The sequence below is a fragment of the Sphingomonas alpina genome (assembly GCF_014490665.1).
GTDB classification, from domain to species: Bacteria; Pseudomonadota; Alphaproteobacteria; order Sphingomonadales; family Sphingomonadaceae; genus Sphingomonas; species Sphingomonas alpina.
In genome coordinates this window covers 4,495,082-4,512,656 of the sequence record NZ_CP061038.1, presented here as the reverse complement: position 1 = coordinate 4,512,656, position 17,575 = coordinate 4,495,082, and the positions used below count along the sequence as shown (strand labels likewise).

11 protein-coding genes and 1 pseudogene are annotated in these 17,575 nt (G+C 65.9%); 7 read left to right on the top strand and 5 right to left on the bottom strand.

What is annotated here, in order from left to right:
- Window positions 1-101 precede the first annotated feature (101 nt).
- The 7 genes from H3Z74_RS21005 (at window position 102) to H3Z74_RS20975 (ending at window position 11,072) form a co-directional block, all read left to right on the top strand.
- Window positions 102-1,130, top strand: coding sequence for a serine hydrolase (locus tag H3Z74_RS21005; RefSeq protein ID WP_229726717.1), 1,029 nt, complete (start codon window positions 102-104; stop codon window positions 1,128-1,130).
- 7 nt (window positions 1,131-1,137) lie between these two features.
- The gene (locus tag H3Z74_RS21000) at window positions 1,138-2,634 is read left to right on the top strand and encodes a glycosyltransferase family protein (RefSeq protein ID WP_187761450.1); all 1,497 of its coding nucleotides are present in this window, start codon (window positions 1,138-1,140) and stop codon (window positions 2,632-2,634) included.
- Window positions 2,635-2,731: 97 nt separating this feature from the next.
- The gene (locus tag H3Z74_RS20995) at window positions 2,732-4,288 is read left to right on the top strand and encodes a hypothetical protein (RefSeq protein WP_187761449.1); all 1,557 of its coding nucleotides are present in this window, start codon (window positions 2,732-2,734) and stop codon (window positions 4,286-4,288) included.
- Window positions 4,289-4,359: 71 nt separating this feature from the next.
- The gene (locus H3Z74_RS20990) at window positions 4,360-5,076 is read left to right on the top strand and encodes a 2OG-Fe(II) oxygenase (protein ID WP_187761448.1); all 717 of its coding nucleotides are present in this window, start codon (window positions 4,360-4,362) and stop codon (window positions 5,074-5,076) included.
- 56 nt (window positions 5,077-5,132) lie between these two features.
- Complete coding sequence (locus H3Z74_RS20985) at window positions 5,133-6,752, top strand: hypothetical protein (protein WP_187761447.1); 1,620 nt, start codon at window positions 5,133-5,135, stop codon at window positions 6,750-6,752.
- 58 nt (window positions 6,753-6,810) lie between these two features.
- Window positions 6,811-9,567 (top strand): DNA polymerase I, encoded by a 2,757-nt coding sequence (polA, locus tag H3Z74_RS20980; protein WP_187761446.1) that lies wholly within the window; start codon window positions 6,811-6,813, stop codon window positions 9,565-9,567.
- Window positions 9,564-11,072 (top strand): lipopolysaccharide biosynthesis protein, encoded by a 1,509-nt coding sequence (locus tag H3Z74_RS20975; protein ID WP_187761445.1) that lies wholly within the window; start codon window positions 9,564-9,566, stop codon window positions 11,070-11,072. Before polA ends, H3Z74_RS20975 begins: the two co-directional genes overlap by 4 nt.
- 180 nt (window positions 11,073-11,252) lie before the next feature.
- On the opposite strand, the gene purH is transcribed toward H3Z74_RS20975, so the two are convergent.
- The 5 genes and pseudogenes from purH to htpX all read right to left on the bottom strand — a co-directional run bounded on the left by purH (window position 11,253) and on the right by htpX (window position 17,502).
- A complete protein-coding gene (gene purH / locus H3Z74_RS20970) occupies window positions 11,253-12,836 on the bottom strand; it encodes a bifunctional phosphoribosylaminoimidazolecarboxamide formyltransferase/IMP cyclohydrolase (RefSeq protein ID WP_187761444.1) in 1,584 nt (527 codons plus the stop codon).
- A 13-nt stretch (window positions 12,837-12,849) separates the two neighbouring features.
- Window positions 12,850-14,573, bottom strand: a pseudogene (locus H3Z74_RS20965) (heparinase II/III family protein).
- Window positions 14,574-15,233, bottom strand: a complete 660-nt coding sequence (gene rpe / locus H3Z74_RS20960; protein ID WP_187761443.1) for a ribulose-phosphate 3-epimerase — start codon at window positions 15,231-15,233, stop codon at window positions 14,574-14,576.
- Between the two features lie 44 nt (window positions 15,234-15,277).
- Window positions 15,278-16,561, bottom strand: coding sequence for an RsmB/NOP family class I SAM-dependent RNA methyltransferase (locus tag H3Z74_RS20955; protein ID WP_229726716.1), 1,284 nt, complete (start codon window positions 16,559-16,561; stop codon window positions 15,278-15,280).
- Window positions 16,562-16,563: 2 nt separating this feature from the next.
- On the bottom strand, window positions 16,564-17,502 hold the full coding sequence (gene htpX, locus H3Z74_RS20950) for a zinc metalloprotease HtpX (protein ID WP_187761442.1): 939 nt from the start codon (window positions 17,500-17,502) through the stop codon (window positions 16,564-16,566).
- Between the last annotated feature and the right edge of the window lie 73 nt (window positions 17,503-17,575).

Here is a 17,575-nt window from a genome sequence, read left to right as displayed (position 1 = left end):
AACTCATCAATTCTGGGCATTCCAACGCAAAATGGCGGCGGCCGGCGGCGATTATCTTCGCCGCGATGGCGGTCGCATCCTGCGTTGCTGCCAGCCCGAAAATGGCGGATTCACGTGCCGTATCGCCGACCTATCGCGCGCCGGCTTACGGTGCACCGGCCTATCAACTCGTCATTCCCGTTCCACCACCGACCCCGCGCCCAGTCAGCGCGCCGCAGGCACTGAGCACGAATATCGCCGCGCTGGGCCGCAGCTTCAACGGCCGTGTCGGCATTGCGGTGCGCAGCATCGACGGCGGTTGGAGCGTCCAGAGCAACGGCGATATATTGTTGCCCCAGCAAAGCGTGAGCAAGCTGTGGGTGGCGATGACCGTGCTCGATTTCCGCGACGCCGGAAAGCTGCGGCTCGAGGATCCGGTCACGGTAAAGCGTGAGGATCTGACCCTGTTCCATCAACCGATCGCTGCGCTGATCAAGGGCGACGGCTATGAGACCACGATCGGCGCATTGCTGCAACGCGCGCTGACCATGAGCGACAATACCGCCAATGACCGCCTGCTTCGCTATGTCGGCGGCCCCAAGGCAGTCCGCGCCTTCATCCTGCGTAAGCAACTCGGCGATATTCGTTTCGGCCCGGGCGAGCGGCTCCTGCAAAGCGGCACTGCCGGCCTGGCGTGGAAGCCTGAATATGCCTTTGGCAATGCCTTTACCCGCGCGCGGGCAAGCCTGCCACAAAGCGATCGCATCGCCGCGTTCGAGCGCTATGTCACCGATCCGCCCGACGGTGCCGCGCCGATGGCGATCGCAGGCGCGCTGGTGAAACTGAAGAAAGGCGAACTGCTGTCGGCCAGTTCGACCGACTATCTGATCAGTACGATGCAATCGTCCAAGACCGGCAAGATGCGCCTGCGCGGCGCCGTGCCGGAGGGGTGGAGCTTCGGCCACAAGACCGGCACCGGCCAGGACCTGGCCGGGCGCACCGCGGGCTATAACGATGTCGGCCTGCTGACCGCACCCGACGGCAAAAGCTATGCGCTCGCGGTGATGATTGGCGACACGCTCAAATCGATCCCGGAGCGCCAGGCACTGATGCAGGCGGTGGTTGCCGCGGTGGTGGTCAACCATCACTGACGGAACGATGGTCGCGGCGAGCGGCCGGGATGCCAGCATCGATCGAGCCAATCGGACTCTGGCGGGCATTCTCCTGCTGGCGCTGGCGCTACGCGTAGCGGTCGCTTTCATCCCGGCGATCGCACATCCCGACGAGCTCTGGCAGTATCTGGAGCCGGCACATTATCTGACCAACGGCACCTGGGTGCGCGCCTGGGAATATCGTGCCGGAATCAGGTCGTGGCTGATCCCGCTGGTGGTGGCCGGCCCGATGGGTATCGGCCATTTCATCGCGCCGGGGACGATGCTTCCGATCCTGTTGCCGCGCTTCCTGTGCGCGCTGGGGTCACTCGCCCTGGTATGGACATGCTACCGCTTCGGCGCGCTGGCCGGGCGCCGCCAAGCGCTGATCGCCGGCATCGTCGCTGCTGTGTGGAGCGAGTTGCTGTTCTACGGCCCACGCACCTTGTCCGAGCCGATCTCGCTATCCCTGTTCCTGCCCGCGGCGTGGCTGTTGATCGGCAAAGGCGCCACCGTCAGCCAACGGCAGCTCGCGCTGGCCGGCCTGTTGCTTGGGCTGGCGGTGTGCGCGCGGCTGCAAATGGCACCGATTGTCGGCGCGCTGGCGATCATCGGCGGCGGTCGCGACATACGCCGCTGGGCGACGATGATCGCCGGCGGCATCGCCGCGCTCGCGATCTCGGCGGGTGTCGACCTGATCACCGGGCAAATGCCATTCCGGTGGATGATCGAGAATTTCCGCATCAACCTGATCGAGCACAAAAGCGCCAGCTTCGGGGTCGAGCCCTGGTATTGGTACCTGACCCAGACGGTGCGGAACTGGAGCATCGCGAGCGTCTTCATCGTACCACTCGCACTGGTTGGTGCGCGCCGTCATCCCGCCTTGCTGATCCTCGCACTGGTCCATCTCGCAGCGCATTCGGTGATTCCGCACAAGGAAATGCGCTTCATCCTGCCCACGCTGGCGCTGTTCGTCCTGCTGGCCAGCCTGGGAAGCGGCGAAGTGCTGGCCCGGGTGACCCGCACGGCGAGCCGGCGCACCGCGACATGGGCGACGATCGGCACGGTTGCGACATGGACCATCCTGTCCGGCATTGCCGCGGTATCGGGAAGCTCGCAGAAACTATGGCAGTCGCATCGCACCATCCTGCTCGCGATCCGTGCAGCCGGTGTCGATCCCGCAGCATGCGGCCTGGCGTTCTTCAGCCCCAAGCCGCCCGCGCCGGCAAATTACAGCTTTTATGATCGCGAGACGCCGATCTACAATTTCTACGGCCCCGACGCGACCAGCGTCGCCGCCCCGTGGCGTGGCGCCTTCAATGTCGCGATCGCCCCGCTTGCCGCCGGCGCGGGTCTCGGCCCGAATTACCGGGCGACCTATTGTGCGCCGGGCCGGAAGGGCGCGCCGCAGGAATTTTGCGTCTTTCGCCGTCCGGGCGCCTGCCCGATCGCCGGGCCGAAGCAGTATGAGATCGAGGCTGTGATGCGGCGCTGGGGCCACTGAACAGGTCCGATGTCCGTAATGATGAGCGCCGCAGCGGACCAGCGATGCTGACGCGACGCCACTTGCCCCTGCGACGCGATCCTGTATTTCGCCGCTGATGGGCGGGCTCAGGCAGAACGACGGGCCGCAAGTCCCCAGTCAATTGGCGGTCTGGTGGCGGGACTGGCGCCCCGCGCTGATCGCGACCCTTGTCTATCTGCTGCTCTGCATGCTGAAATCGGGGCCGGTCGAGCTCTTCACCGGGTCGAGATGGCATGGCTGGTTCGACCAGGGCCAGTATCTGCGCTCCACCCTGGCGTTGGCGCATGGCAACCTGTCGCCCGACAACCACTGGTATCCCCTGCTCTACCCGTTGCTTGCCGTGCCGTTCGTGCCGTTGATGCCGGACAATCCCTATCTGCCGCTTGATCTGATCTGCGTCGCCGTGATGGTGCGCGCGCTGATCCGCGTCGCGGCCCATCTCGGCATCGGCCAGCGGGCGGCGCTCATCATCCTGCTGTTGAGCATCGCCTGGCCACCCCAGCTCTGGCAGGCCTGGGTTCAGCCCTGGACCACCACTCTGTCTGCCGCGCTGATCTGGTGGCTGATGGCACGGGCCGGAGATCTGACCCTCGGCGAAGCCCCGGTGCGGCCGCGCGATGTCGCGGGCTTCGTCTTCGTCGCGGCGCTGGTACCGCTCGCCCGGCCCGCCGATATCGTGGTGCCGGCCACCCTCTGCCTGTTCCTCGCCGCCCTGCTCGCACGACGCGGCGTGCTGAACCGGCGCCATGTCGCAGCAGCGATCATTGCCGCCGCGATGCCAATTCTCGGTTATCTCGCGCTCCACGTCAGCATCTACGGCGCGGCGCTGAGCGATTATACGCAGCTGTCGGTCGCGATCGGCACGCGGTTCGCCGATCTCGGCTGGAAGATGTCGATCCTGTTCGTCGATCCGTCACCCTGGTTTCCGCGCGGCACGGGATTGCTCACCAGGATTCCCTGGATCGTACTCGGGCTGGCAGGATCGCTCTTCGTGCTGTTGCATGGGGCAGGAGAGCCACGGCGCCGGGGCTATGCCGCCTGCCTGCTGTTCGCGGCGGCGAGCTATGTTCTCGTCCTTGCCGCCTATATCGACCTGCTCCCGACCGGACTGTGGCGCTTCAACGGCCTGCATTATTTCAAATGGATCCTGCCGCTGCTTGGCCTGATGGCATGGCTGCTGGTGCGCGATGCGCGCGCGGCGCGCGGATACGCCATCGCCGCCGTGACAGGCGCATTTCTGCTGACCGGGCTGCGCCTTGTCGCCGTGCCCGCCGGGGCGGACGAATCCGCGCGACGGATTGACGTCATTGCACCGCCGCAAGGCGACTGGGCCACGATCTATTTCGCCCGCTCGGCGATCACCGGCCCGACGGGTCCGATGCGCAACGTCTTCGAATATCGCCAGGTGCCGGACGGCGGCCAGATCCGACTGCTTGGGCTGAGACGGGATTTTGCACCCGGCGCCAAATGGGTTCCGAACGGCATTGCGGGCCTTGATTGGCCAGCCGGCGGCCCCGGCACGACCGCGCCCTTCGCGCCGCCCGCTCCCGTCGCGCCCGTCGCCCGCTGGAAGACGCAACTGTCCTGGGGACTGCCCTGCTGGCTCGGCACGTGCCGGGCACAGCCGCTCTAGGGTCAGAACCTTGGTGGTTCGAGCGCAAGCGGCGGAGTGCCATCGAATACCGACGGTGCGATGCAACCGGCATGGATATCACGAACATCGACGCACGGATCGCTGCGCAGGACTGGGCTGAAACACGCACATCGCTCGACGCACGAGGGTCGGCCATCCTGCCGGGGCTGCTCGACGCCGATACCTGTACCACCCTTTCGGCATGGTATGACGACGACACGCTGTTCCGCAGCCGCATCGTGATGGCGCGGCATGGTTTCGGGCGCGGTGCCTATGGCTATTTCGCCTATCCGCTGCCGCCCGCGATCGCCTGCCTGCGCGGGGGCCTCTATCCCCATCTTCAGCCGATCGCCAATACCTGGGCAGAGCGGCTGGGCAGCGCGGTTCGTTTTCCCGTCGACCATGCAGAGTTCATCGACCGCTGCCACGCGGCCGGCCAGAAGCGCCCCACCCCATTGCTGCTGCGCTACGGCGCGGGCGATTATAATTGCCTGCACCAGGACCTGTATGGCGAGCACGCCTTCCCGCTACAGGTCGCCATCCTGCTGTCGCGACCGCAGGCCGATTTCGCCGGTGGCGAATTCGTGCTGACCGAACAGCGCCCGCGCATGCAATCGCGTGTGGAGGTGGTTCCGCTGCAACAAGGCGATGCGGTGATCTTTGCAGTCAATCATCGTCCGGTACGCGGCGGGCGCGGCGATTACCGCGTGACGATGCGTCACGGCGTCAGCACCCTGCACTCAGGCGCACGGCACACTTTGGGGATAATCTTTCACGACTCCGTCTGATCAACATGACGAAGTTATCATCGCCAGAGTCGACCGGTCCAGCTAAGCGACAGCGAATGTTGGCTTTTTCAAATGCGGTTGCGCTGCGGCGTGGCGCGACCGTCATGCTGGTGCTGTTACTGTCATCGCTTGCGCTGGGATTATTGCTGCCGATCTACACCGATGAGGTCGGCTGGCGCTTTCAGCTGTCGCGGTATCTTCAGGATGGCGGGGTCGATCGCTTTCTTGCCGAAACATGCGGCGCGAACACCGACGCGACGCCTGCTTTCTTCATGATGCCGGTACGCTGGTTCAGTTCACTGCTGACCCGTTTCCTGCCCGATCCTGCGCTGATCCGGCTATCCGGCGTGGGATGCGCGATCCTCGGCGTGTTCGGCATCCGCATGCTGATCCGGCGCGCGACCGACGATGTGCGGCGCCGCGCGACCATCGACCTGCTGTGCTTCGCGCTGCTCGGGATCGGTATCCTGCCGCTGCTGCTGGTGTGGAGCCGCCCCGAACAGCCGTTATGGCTGGCGATTCTGGCCGCCATGCTGATCGCCTTCCGGCGCCGGGGCAATCCGGATGCGCTGCCCCTCGCACCGGTCGCTGCCATCCTGTTGCTCGCCCTGCTGGCGATCAGCTATCATTTGAAGGCGCTTTTCTACCTCCCGCTGTTTACACTGGCGATCATCCTGTGCCGCCAGGGCGACCGGCGATTCCTGGTCCGTGGAGTTGCGCTCGCCCTGCTCTTCGCGCTGGCATGGCTCGGCTATCGTTACTGGTCGCAGCGTTTCGCCTGCCCCGACGATCCGGTGCTGGCGGCGAAACTGGCCGGCGAGAATGCGTCGATCCTGCTGCTCGGGGGCGGCTGGCGCGGCACGGTTGCGATCATACCCGACCTGCTCGCCAATATGCTGCCCGGCGACTATGTCGAACTATCGCTGCCGAAGAGGCTCTATATGTCCGACTGGCTGCCGTCGGACCTGATATCGGCAGACGCGCAGCGCATCTGGAAACGCATTGGCCATAGCGCGTGGAATGTCGCGCTTGCGACGGGATTGATTGCGCTGCTCCTCACGGTGATTCGCTCTGACCGGCGCTGGAAGCCGCTGCTGACCGCGCTTGCGCTGATCGGCTGCGCGACGGCCTGGGCCGCGTTGCAGCTCAACAAGGGCGTCTATGAGGCAGCACTGTATATGCCGGTGATCGTCGCGGCACTGGCGCTGATTCTGGCAGCGATGCCGGGCGAAGGACGCTGGCTGGCACCGATCGCATGGGCGATCGCCGCGGTCTCCCTGATCAGCCAGATTGCGCTGATCGGACTCTATGCGCCACGGTTATGGGCGACGAGCGGACAGGGCGGCTATGTCGCGCAACAGCCTTATTCGCTCGGCGCCTATGGCTATGCCGCGCTCCGGCGGCAGATCGTATCGGCTGGAGCGAAATGCGGGATCGGTCCCGAATCGCCCCGTGTGCTGATCGACGATCTGACCTATTTTACTTATTCGGAAGGGTATCGCCCGGTTCACCGGCTGGGCCTGTTGTCGGTGTGGAACGGGTCCGCTGGCGACCCGATGACCTGGATGCGCGCCCATGGATCGAGCGGCGCGGTGATCGGTTGCCACTATCTGCCGCCTGCGATGCGGGCCCGCGCCATCGCGACGGGATCATTCTGCTGCGTAAAGCCGAACTGATTCATCCGATCGTTCAAGCCGGGTCGCATCGCGCCGCAGTCCTTGCTATTCCCTCGCCATGCCTCATCTCTATCTCGTCGACGGCTCCGGTTATATCTTCCGCGCCTATCACCGGTTGCCGCCACTCACCAATGTGCATGGCGAGCCTGTCGGCGCCGTCTATGGCTATACCACCATGTTGTGGAAACTCGCCGACGAGCTGCATAAGGCCGACGGGCCGACGCATATGGCGGTGATTCTCGACAAGTCGAGCCATACCTTCCGCAACGAGCTGTACGACAAGTACAAGGCTCAGCGTCCGCCGCCGCCCGAGGATCTGGTACCGCAATTCCCGATGATCCGCGATGCGACGCGCGCCTTTTCGCTGCCCTGCATCGAAACCGAGGGCCTGGAAGCCGATGACATCATCGCCTGCTATGCCAAAGCCGCGCTGGCGCAGGGCTGGCTGGTGACGATCGTCAGTTCCGACAAGGATCTGATGCAGCTGATCGAGCCCGGGCTCGACATGTACGATACGATGAACAACCGCCGGCTCGGCGCCGAGCATGTGCAGGAGAAGTTCGGCGTCGGACCCGAGCGGCTCGGCGACGTGCTCGCGCTGATGGGCGACAGCGTCGACAATGTGCCTGGTGTGACCGGCGTCGGCCCGAAGACCGCGTCGAAACTGATCAACGAGCATGGCGACCTGGAGGGCGTGCTCGCCGCCGCGCCGTCGATGAAGCCGGGCAAGCTGCGCGACAATCTGATCGAGCAGGCCGATATGGCGCGGCTCAGCCGCGTGCTGGTCGAGCTGAAATGCGACGTGCCGCTGCCCGAACCGCTCGACGATCTCGAACTGAAGGGCATTCCCGAGGCGCCGCTGCGCGCCTTCCTCGCACATCATGGCTTCAAGTCGCTGCTCGCCAAGCTGTCGGCGGTCGCCGATACTCCGGTCGAGGTACCGGTCTCGACCGTGCCGCAGGAGGAAGACCCGCCGTGCGATCATGATGGCTATGAAACCGTGGTCGATGAAGCGGCGCTCGATCGCTGGATCACCATTGCAAAGCATCAGGGCTGGGTGGCGATCGATACCGAAACCACGGGAGTGGATGCGACGCGCGCCGAGCTGGTCGGGGTGAGCATGGCGCTGCACCCCAATCTCGCCTGCTATATCCCGCTGGCGCATGGTGGAACCGACATGTTCGCCGAGGTGCCGGTGCAAATCGACCGCACCACCGCGCTGGCGAAGCTCAAGACGCTGTTCGAGGACCCAAGCGTCCTGAAGATCGGCCATAATCTGAAATACGACATGATCGTGCTTGGCCGCGCCGGACTCGACGTCGCGCCGTTCGACGACACGATCCTGATGAGCTTCGACCTCGATGCCGGGCTGCACGGCCACGGCATGGACGAACTCGCCGCGACGCATCTGTCGCATAGCTGCATTGCCTTCAAGGATGTGGTCGGCACCGGCAAGAATCAGCGCGGGTTCGCCGAAATCGACCTGAAGACCGCGACGCGCTACGCCGCCGAGGACGCTGACGTCACCTTGCGGTTCTGGCGTCGCTTCAAGCCGCGTTTGCCCGCCGAGCAGGTGACGCGGGTCTATGAAATGGTCGACCGGCCGCTCGTGCCGGTGATCGCACAGATGGAGCGGCACGGCATCAAGGTCGATGCCGCAAAGCTGGCACAGCTTTCGACCGAGTTTGCGCACCAGATGGGCGCACTGGAAGTCGAGATTCATGCACTGGCCGGCGGTGCCTTCACCATCGGCAGCCCCAAGCAATTGGGCGATGTGCTGTTCGAGCGCATGGGGATCAAGGGCGGCCGCAAGGGCAAGTCGGGCGTCTACTCGACTGACGTCAACGAGCTCGAACGGATCGCGGCGGACAAGGATTCGCCCGGCAAGGACATTGCGCGCAAAGTGCTCGACTGGCGCCAGCTGTCGAAGCTCAAATCCACCTATACCGATGCGCTGCAGGCACAGATCAACCCGGCGACCGGCCGCGTCCATACCAGCTACTCGCTGACCGGGGCGCAGACCGGGCGCCTCTCCTCGACCGATCCCAATCTGCAGAATATCCCGATCCGCACCGAGGTCGGCCGCCAGATCCGTGACGCGTTTGTGGCGGAGGAGGGCAATGTCCTGCTCGCCGCCGATTATTCACAGATCGAGCTGCGCCTCGCTGCGCATATGGCCGATGTGCCGGCATTGAGGGACGCGTTCGCCCGGGGCGACGACATTCACAGCCTGACCGCGCAGGAATTGTTCGGCGAGGTCAATCGCGACACGCGCGGGCGCGCCAAGACGATCAACTTCGCGATCCTTTACGGCATCAGCCGCTGGGGGCTGGCCGGCCGGCTCGACGTCACCGCGGAAGAGGCTCAGGCAATGATCGACCGCTATTTCGAGCGCTTCCCGGGGATCAACAATTATATCGTCCAGACGATCGAGACAGTGCGCGAGAAGGGCTGTACGACCACATTGTTCGGCCGGAAGACGCATTTCCCGCGCATCAGGTCGAAGATTCAACACGAGCGCCAGGGTGCCGAGCGCGCCGCGATCAACGCGCCGATCCAGGGCACCAGCGCCGACATCATCAAGCGCGCGATGGCGCGGATGGGGCCGGCGCTGATCGAGGCCGGGCTGCCCAATGTCCGCATGCTGCTGCAGGTGCATGACGAACTGGTGTTCGAATTGCCCGAAGGCGATGTCGAGGCGGCCAGGCCGGTGATCGAACGCGTCATGGCCACCGCCGCCGAACCGGCGGTGATGCTCAGCGTGCCGCTTGGCATCGAGATCGGTACGGGGAAGAGCTGGGGCACGGCGCATTGACCTCCGCCGCGGGCGACATCGATGATCTCAACGCGCTCGCGAAGGGTGGCCGGACCAACATCATCGGATTCCTCCTCAGGCTCGCGGCGCGACTGCCGTTCCTGTTCATCGCGGGGCGCGTCTATGGGCCGGAAACGGTCGGCCGCTTCGCGATCGCCGTGGTCGTGGTCGAGCTCGCCGCCCTGCTCGCGACACTCGGGCTGAAGCGCGGGCTCGCCCAGGCCTTGTCGGATACCGATCGGCCGCATGTCCATGTCGTGTGGGATGCGATGGCGGTCGCGTTCGTCGTCTCGCTCGTCGCCAGCGCGATCCTGATTATCTTTCCGGAGGCGATGTACCCCAATTCGCCGATCACCGGCATGGACCGCTGGTTGCCGTGCATCATCTTCGCCACCGCCTGGTCCGACGTCAGCCTGGCCGCGCTCGCCTATCGCCGCAACGTCAAGGCGACGGTGACGGCGCGCGCGATCGTCGAGCCCTGGACGATCAGCGCTGCGGCCTGGGCGCTGTCCTATTATTCGCTCCGCGACGGCCTGGTGCTGTCCTATATCCTGTCGATGGCGGCGGCGCTGATTGCATCGCTGATCCCGTTCGTGCGCAGCTATGGCATCCCTTATGGCTGGAAACCGCGCGTGCGCCCTCTGCTCGCGCTGGCCGGGCGCAACATACCGCTCGCCGGCGCGGACGCGGTCGAATGGGGCACGCGCAACGTCGACCGTTTCATCCTCGGCGTGATGTTCGAGCCCAAGATCGTCGGCATCTATTACATGGCGCAGCAAGTCGCCTCGATCCCGGCCAAGCTCAAGACCAGTTTCGACCCGATCCTCGGCCCGGTCATCACCACTGCGCTCGCCCGCGACGACCGCGAGGCGGTCGCGGCGCAGGTCAAGCAGGTCGGCTTCTGGATCATGGCGGCGCAGGTCGGCCTCGCGCTGATGGGTTCGATCCCGGGCGAAGCGGTGATGGGCGTGGTCGGCCCGCAATTCGTCGCCGGCACCGCAGCACTTGCCTTCCTGTTGTCGGCGGAAGCGGCGGCCTCGACCGGCGCGGTGTGCGAGAGCGCGCTGGTCTATATCGCGCGGATGAAGAACCTGCTGATCTCGCTCGGCATGCTGTGCTTCCAGATCGCGCTGAGCTTCACCCTGATCTTTGCGATCCGCAGCGGCGGATGGCCGGTCAACTACCAGGCGGCGGGGCCGGCAATCGCCCTGCTGCTGTCGGTCGGCCTGACCTCGGTGATCAAGTCCAAGTTCCTCTCGCGCCTGCTCGACGCGGGCGTCGCCGGCTGGCGCTGGCCATTGCTCTGGGCGGCGCTGGCGGCAGGGCTGGTCGGCAGCGCCTTCACCGCTTTGCCCAAAAGCTATGAATGGGCGGAGGCGGCAATCGGCATCCCGGCAATCTGCGGCACCTATTTGTTCGTGCTGTTCAAATGGGCATTCCGCCCCGCCGACCGGGCCTTGTTCGGCAAGATACCCAAGAGTGGCGAGACGACCCTCCCGGTCTAGGTGTGCGTGAACATAGGCTTTGATTCGAAGGCAGTCGGCATCACGATATCATCGCACTACCCCGTCGCCCCCTGTCGATCACCTCTCTAACGGATCGTGCGATAAGCCATGCCGAGCAGATCGCGCTTGTCGCATTCTAGGTGGAAACTCAGCACCGTCCCTTTTAAAATGCTCCGACGATCAATGCCGGAAGTGACGCATGCCGGTGAAGACCATTGCCAGCCCTGCTTCGTCCGCCGCGGCGATGACCTCATCGTCGCGGATCGAGCCGCCGGGCTGGATGATCGCGGTCGCGCCTGCCTCGACCGCGGCAAGCAGGCCGTCGGCGAAGGGAAAGAAAGCGTCGGAGGCAACCGCCGAACCGATCGTGCGCGGCGTTGCCCAGCCGGCCTTGTCCGCCGCGTCCTTTGCTTTCCAGGCGGCGATGCGCGCGGATTCGAGGCGGTTCATCTGGCCTGCGCCGATCCCGGCGGTCGAGCCACCCTTGGCATAGACGATCGCGTTCGACTTGACGTGCTTGGCGACGGTCCAGGCAAAGCGGCAATCGGCTAGCTCAGCCTCGGTCGGGGCGCGTTTTGTAACCACTTTCAGCTCGGGCAGAATACCATTGTCGCGCGTCTGGACCAGCCAGCCACCAGTGATCGACTTGGCCTGCAGCCCGGTGCGTGCGGCATCGGGCAGGTCCCCGGTCAGCAACAGGCGGAGATTCTTCTTTGCCGCGAAGATCGCCAGCGCCGCCTCATCGGCATCGGGCGCGACCACCACTTCGGTGAAGATCCCGGCAATGGCGCGCGCGGTCGCTTCGTCGAGCGTGCGGTTGAGCGCGATGATACCGCCGAACGCCGACACCGTGTCGCACGCGAACGCCGCGGCATAGGCTTCCTCCAGCGTCGCGGCAGTGGCGACGCCGCACGGATTGGCATGCTTGACGATCACCACTGACGGCGCGGCATCGCGGAACTCGGCGACCAGCTCGAGCGCGGCATCGGCATCGTTGAGATTATTGTAGCTCAGTTCCTTGCCCTGCACCTGGCGCGCCTGGCCGATGCCGCGCACGTGCGGGCCGGTGGCGGTGTAGAAAGCGGCGGACTGGTGCGGGTTTTCGCCATAGCGCAGCGACGCGCTGCGCTTGAGCGTGATCGGCAGGGTTTCCGGGAATGCCTCACCCTGGTCGGCAAAGCCGAACCAGCTGGCGATCATACCATCATAGGCCGCGGTCGCGGCAAAGGCGCGCGCGGCAAGGCGCTTGCGCAGGTCGAGCGTGGTCGCACCGTTCGCGGCGTCCATCTCCGCGATCAGCGCGGGATAGTCAGCCGGATCGGTGACGATCGCGACAAAGGCGTGGTTCTTGGCCGCCGAGCGCACCATCGACGGGCCGCCGATATCGATATTCTCGATCACTTCGGGCCGGTCGGCGCCCTTCGCGACAGTCTGTTCGAAGGGGTAGAGATTGACGATGACGAGATCGATCGCGCCGATGTCATGCTCTGCCATCGACGCGACATGCGCCGGATCATCGCGCACCGCGAGCAGCCCGCCATGGACCTTGGGGTGGAGCGTCTTGACCCGTCCGTCCATCATTTCGGGAAAGCCGGTCAGGTCGCTGATGTCGCGCACATCGAGCCCTGCATCGCGCAGCGCCTTGGCGGTGCCGCCGGTCGAGACCAGTTCGACGCCGTGCCGGATCAGCGCATGGCCCAGATCGATGATGCCGGTCTTGTCCGATACCGACAGAAGGGCACGGCGGATGGGAATGCTGGTCATGAAAACTCCGGTATCAGTTGGCGCGCTTCAGGGCCCAGCTCACGCTGCACCCGCCCGCCGGGGATTCGCCCGTAATGACGAGCTGGTAGGTCGATTGCGGACGGCCCTCGGCATCGATCCACAGACTGTCTTCGATCGCCAGCGCGCCCCGCGGCAGCGGAACTGCCATAGCGCACCACCGGGCAGGCGCAGCAGGGCAGCCATGCCGTCGGCCGTCGGCGACACCTGCACACCCTGGCCGAGATGGAAGCGGATGGCGAAAGCAGTGGTGGCGATCTTGCGGCGCCGGCCGACCGGCAGCAGCATATCCTCGCCCCGCAGATCGCGGCCGTCGCTGCCCAATACCAGCTGACGGCGATGGACGAAGCCGAAGCGCCGCGCATAGCCGTCATGGCTCGCCTCGATCCGGCTGCCCGCATCGCTTTCCTGCCGCGCCAGCTCGACCTCGGCGACGCCGCGCCCAAGCGTGCCGTCGGGATGGATCGCGGTCGAATTGCTGTCGCCGACGATCAGGGTCGAATGCGCCGCCGTCGTTCTCAGCCCATCGGCCAGGGCTGCGGGAAGCTGCACGACCGCGGTGCGCGCGCCGCCGCAATTGACCACCAGCCGGTGCGGGCCGTCGGAGAATTCGAACGCGAGGGTCGAGGCGCATCCACCCTCGACCAGCCGTGCGACCGGCGGTGGTGCTGCATCCATGATCAGCACGGCGGGCCCGGCAGCAAGGCGCTGATAGCCCCAGTCGCGCGCCTGGCGCAGCGGCCGTGCGCGTACTCCGGTCGCCTCGAGTATCTGGCCGAGCGCTTCACCCGTTACCGGCCCGCCGCCCTGCCAGCTCGATAGTCCCTTGTCGCCATGACACACGCCGAGCAGTGCCGGCACCATGCGGTTAAGCACTTCGAACAGCGCGGCGGGCGGTTCGAGCCGGCGCGAGTCATAGGTCTCACGCAGCATGGTCAGCAGCATGATGATGTCGAGCTGCGCCAGCGGCGAGCGCGCGACGCTGCCGCCATCGTCGAACACCGATGCCGACAATGCCTTGATCAGTGCGGCTTCGGTCGAGCCGCGCCGTGCGTCGCCACCGGCGATGAGCAGGCCAGCCGCGACCACGCCGCACAAAGCCGCGACACGCGGCGCGCCCGGCGCCATCTTCTCCGCACCGCGATCGATATGCCGGGCGCCCCGCGCCAGCGTGTTGAGCATGCGGCTGCGATAGACGAGGTCGGTCGAGGACAGGATCAGTGGCGCATGCGCAGTCCAGAACAGGATGCGCCGGCCCCACAAATCGGCGCGCCACGCCGGCTCGCTGACCTTGTCGGCATGCGCATCGAGCCAGCGCCGCATCAGATCCTCAGCGATCGGTGTCGCCTGAATGCGCGTCGCGACGGACGACAGATCGCGCAGCCAGGCGAAGCTGTGCAGATAGTCGCCGAACGCTTGGGAATAGTCCGGCTTGGCCAGGTTGATCTCGGCGATCGCCCGCGTCTCGCCGCGAAAGCTGAGATTGCCCTGAAGCAACGCATGCCCGCGCTTGACGTCGCCGAGAAACGGATCGTCGGGTACCGCGGTCAGCTTCAGCGGATGCCGCCCCTTGAGCTTCAACCCATGGATCGGCGTTCGCCAGGTCAGGCGGTGAAGTCGTTCGGAAATGCGTTCGGACAGAGAAAGACCCTTGTCGCCGCCCAGCCGGATCAGCCGCTTGCCTTCATCGATGCTGTCGGGCTCGGTCGGTTCGCTCACTCAACCCCTCAATGCAGCGATGTTATCAGCATAGGCCGACGGGCCGCCGCGGAACGTGGCGGTACCGGCGACCAGCACATCGGCCCCAGCCGCGATCGCGCGCGGCGCGGTACTGCGGTCGATGCCGCCATCGACCTCAAGATCGACCGAAAGGCCGGCCTTGTCGATCATCTTGCGGATCGCCTCGATCTTCCTGAGCTGGCTCTCGATAAAGCTTTGCCCGCCAAACCCCGGATTGACGCTCATCACCAGCACCAGGTCGACCTCTTCGAGCAGATAGTCGAGCGCCTTGGCCGGCGTCTGCGGCGTCAGCACCACGCCGGCGCGCTTGCCGAGGCCCTTGATGCGCTGGATCGTGCGGTGCGTGTGCGCCCCCGCCTCGACATGGACGCTGATCGTGTCGGCGCCGGCTTCGGCGAAATCCTCGAGAAAGGCATCGACCGGCGCAATCATCAGATGCACGTCGAGCGGCTTGGCGGTATGCGGGCGCAACGCCTTCACCACCGCCGGGCCAATCGTGATGTTGGGCACGAAATGGCCGTCCATGACGTCGACATGAATCCAGTCGGCGCCGGCGGCGTCGATCGCGCGCACTTCCTCACCAAGCCGGGCGAAATCGGCGGACAGGATCGAAGGGGCGATACGGACTGGATGTTGCATGAGGCGACCCTCTAGCATGGACGCTCCACCCCGCAAGGGATGGATCAGACAGCGCGCCTCAACCGCGCCATGAAAAACCCGTCACAGCCGCCCTGATCGGCCAGCGTGCCGGGCAGGGTACGCAGATAGCCCCCGGCATGCGCGGCCAGGCCATCGGGCAGTTCTTCCTGGCGGATCGGGTCGATTGCATAGTCGCTGCGCGTGCCGAGGAAGCGTTTGAGCTGCTGCTCGCCCTCGGCCGGCTCAAGCGAGCAGGTCGCATAAACCAGCACTCCGCCGGGGCGCACCCAGTCGGCAGTGCGCGCCAGCATCTTTTCCTGCAGCGCGGCCATTTCCGAGATTTGCGAGGGGCGGACGCGGTGCAGCACATCGGGATGGCGGCGAAAAATGCCGGTCGCGCTGCACGGCGCATCGAGCAGCACCGCATCGGCGGGCGCGGCCGGGGCCCATTTCAGCACATCGGCCGTCACCACATCGGCCGACAGCTTCGTCCGCGCGAGATTGTCGTGAAGTCGCGCCAGACGACTTTGCGCACTGTCGACCGAAGTGACCTGCCAGCCGGCACTGGCCAGTTGCATCGTCTTGCCGCCAGGCGCGGCACACAGGTCGAGCGCGACCCCGGCACCACGACCGATCAGCCGCGCAGGGAGCGATGCGGCAATGTCCTGCACCCACCAGGCGCCCTCCTCGAAGCCGGGCAGCTCCGGGACATGGCCGCCGGGCAGGCGCACATGGCCCGGCATCAGCGACACGCCGCCAAGTTCCTCGACCCAGCGATCGGTCGTGGCGGGATCGGCAATGACCAGGTCGAGCGGCGGCGGTGCGGCGATGGCATGCTCCGCGCCTTCGATCGCATCGTCGCCCCAGGCCGCATGCCAGCGGATCGCGACGGGATCGGGCAAGGTCGGAATCTCGGGCAAGGAAGCGTTCTGACGCGACAGCGTGCCGAACACGCCATGCACCAGCTTGCGCGGGCCGCCATCGACCAGCGGCAGCACCGTGCTGATTGCGGCATGCGCCGGCGTGCCGAGCGCAAGCGTCTGGACCAGAGCGATGCGCAGCGCGGCGCGCGCCTTGGCGTCATCGGGCAGGGGTCGCGCAGTCGCCGAATCGATCAGTGCGTCGAGATCGGGCAAGCGGCGCAGCGTCTCGGCGGCAATGGCATGGGCCAGCGCGCGGTCATCAGCGCGGTCGATGCCCGACGTCGCGCGATCGAGCGCCGCTTCGAGCGGCAGGCCCTGGCGCAGGACCGCATCGAGCAGGCGCAACGCGGCGCGGCGAGCCGGAACGCCGGCGGGCTCGGGCTGGGCGGTGTTGGAATAGGCCAAGATCAGCGACGATCGAGCGGACGGAGCGCGCTGGCACGGCGTCGCGTGCTGGGCACGCTGCCGGAAACGGCGCGCCGCGTCTCGGCCGGCGGCATCATGGCCATGGGCGCGCCCATCTCGATTGCGATCTCCTCCAGCGCGGCAATGCGGTTGCCGGTATCGGGATGAGTCGAGAACATATTGTCGCCGCCGGCAAGCCCCGGAACGATATAGAGCTGCGCCGCCGCCGGAATACGCTGGGCGACGTCGCTCGGTACCGCTGCCGCGCCGCGCGCGAGCTTGGCCAATGCCGAGGCAAGTGCACGCGGATTGCCGGAAATCTCCGCCCCCGCGCGATCGGCGCCATATTCACGCGTGCGGCTGATCGCCATCTGCACGATCATTGCCGCGAACGGCGCGACGAACACCGCGAGCAGGCCGGCGATCCCGGCGCTGCGGCCATCCCCCGAACGGAAGAACAAGCCGAAATTGGCCAGCATCGAGATCGCACCGGCAATCGTCGCGACCATCGTCATGATCAGCGTGTCGCGGTTGCGCACATGGCCAAGCTCATGCGCCATCACGCCGGCGATCTCGTCGCGCGACAGGATGTCGAGCAGGCCGGTGGTCGCGGCGACCGCGGCATGGCTCGGGTCGCGCCCGGTGGCGAATGCGTTGGGATGGGGTGAGTCGATGATATAGACTTTCGGGTTGGGCAGGCCGGCGCGCGCCGCAAGCTGATGCACCAGCCCGACGAAATCGGGCGCGCTCGCCAGATCGACTTCGCGCGCATCATGCATCGCCAGCACGATCCTGTCGGCATTCCAGAACGTGATCAGGTTCATCCCCGCCGCCAGAATCAGCGCGATCACGGCTCCGCCGCTGCCGCCGAGCGTATAGCCCAGCGCCATGAACAGAGCGGTCAGCGCCGCCAGCAACATCATCGTCTTCAGCTGATTCACTTGAACCAACTCCTTTCAGGCCCGATGTGGCGTCGGGAGGGGCACGGTTCAATCGCCCGTATGCAAGGGAGCA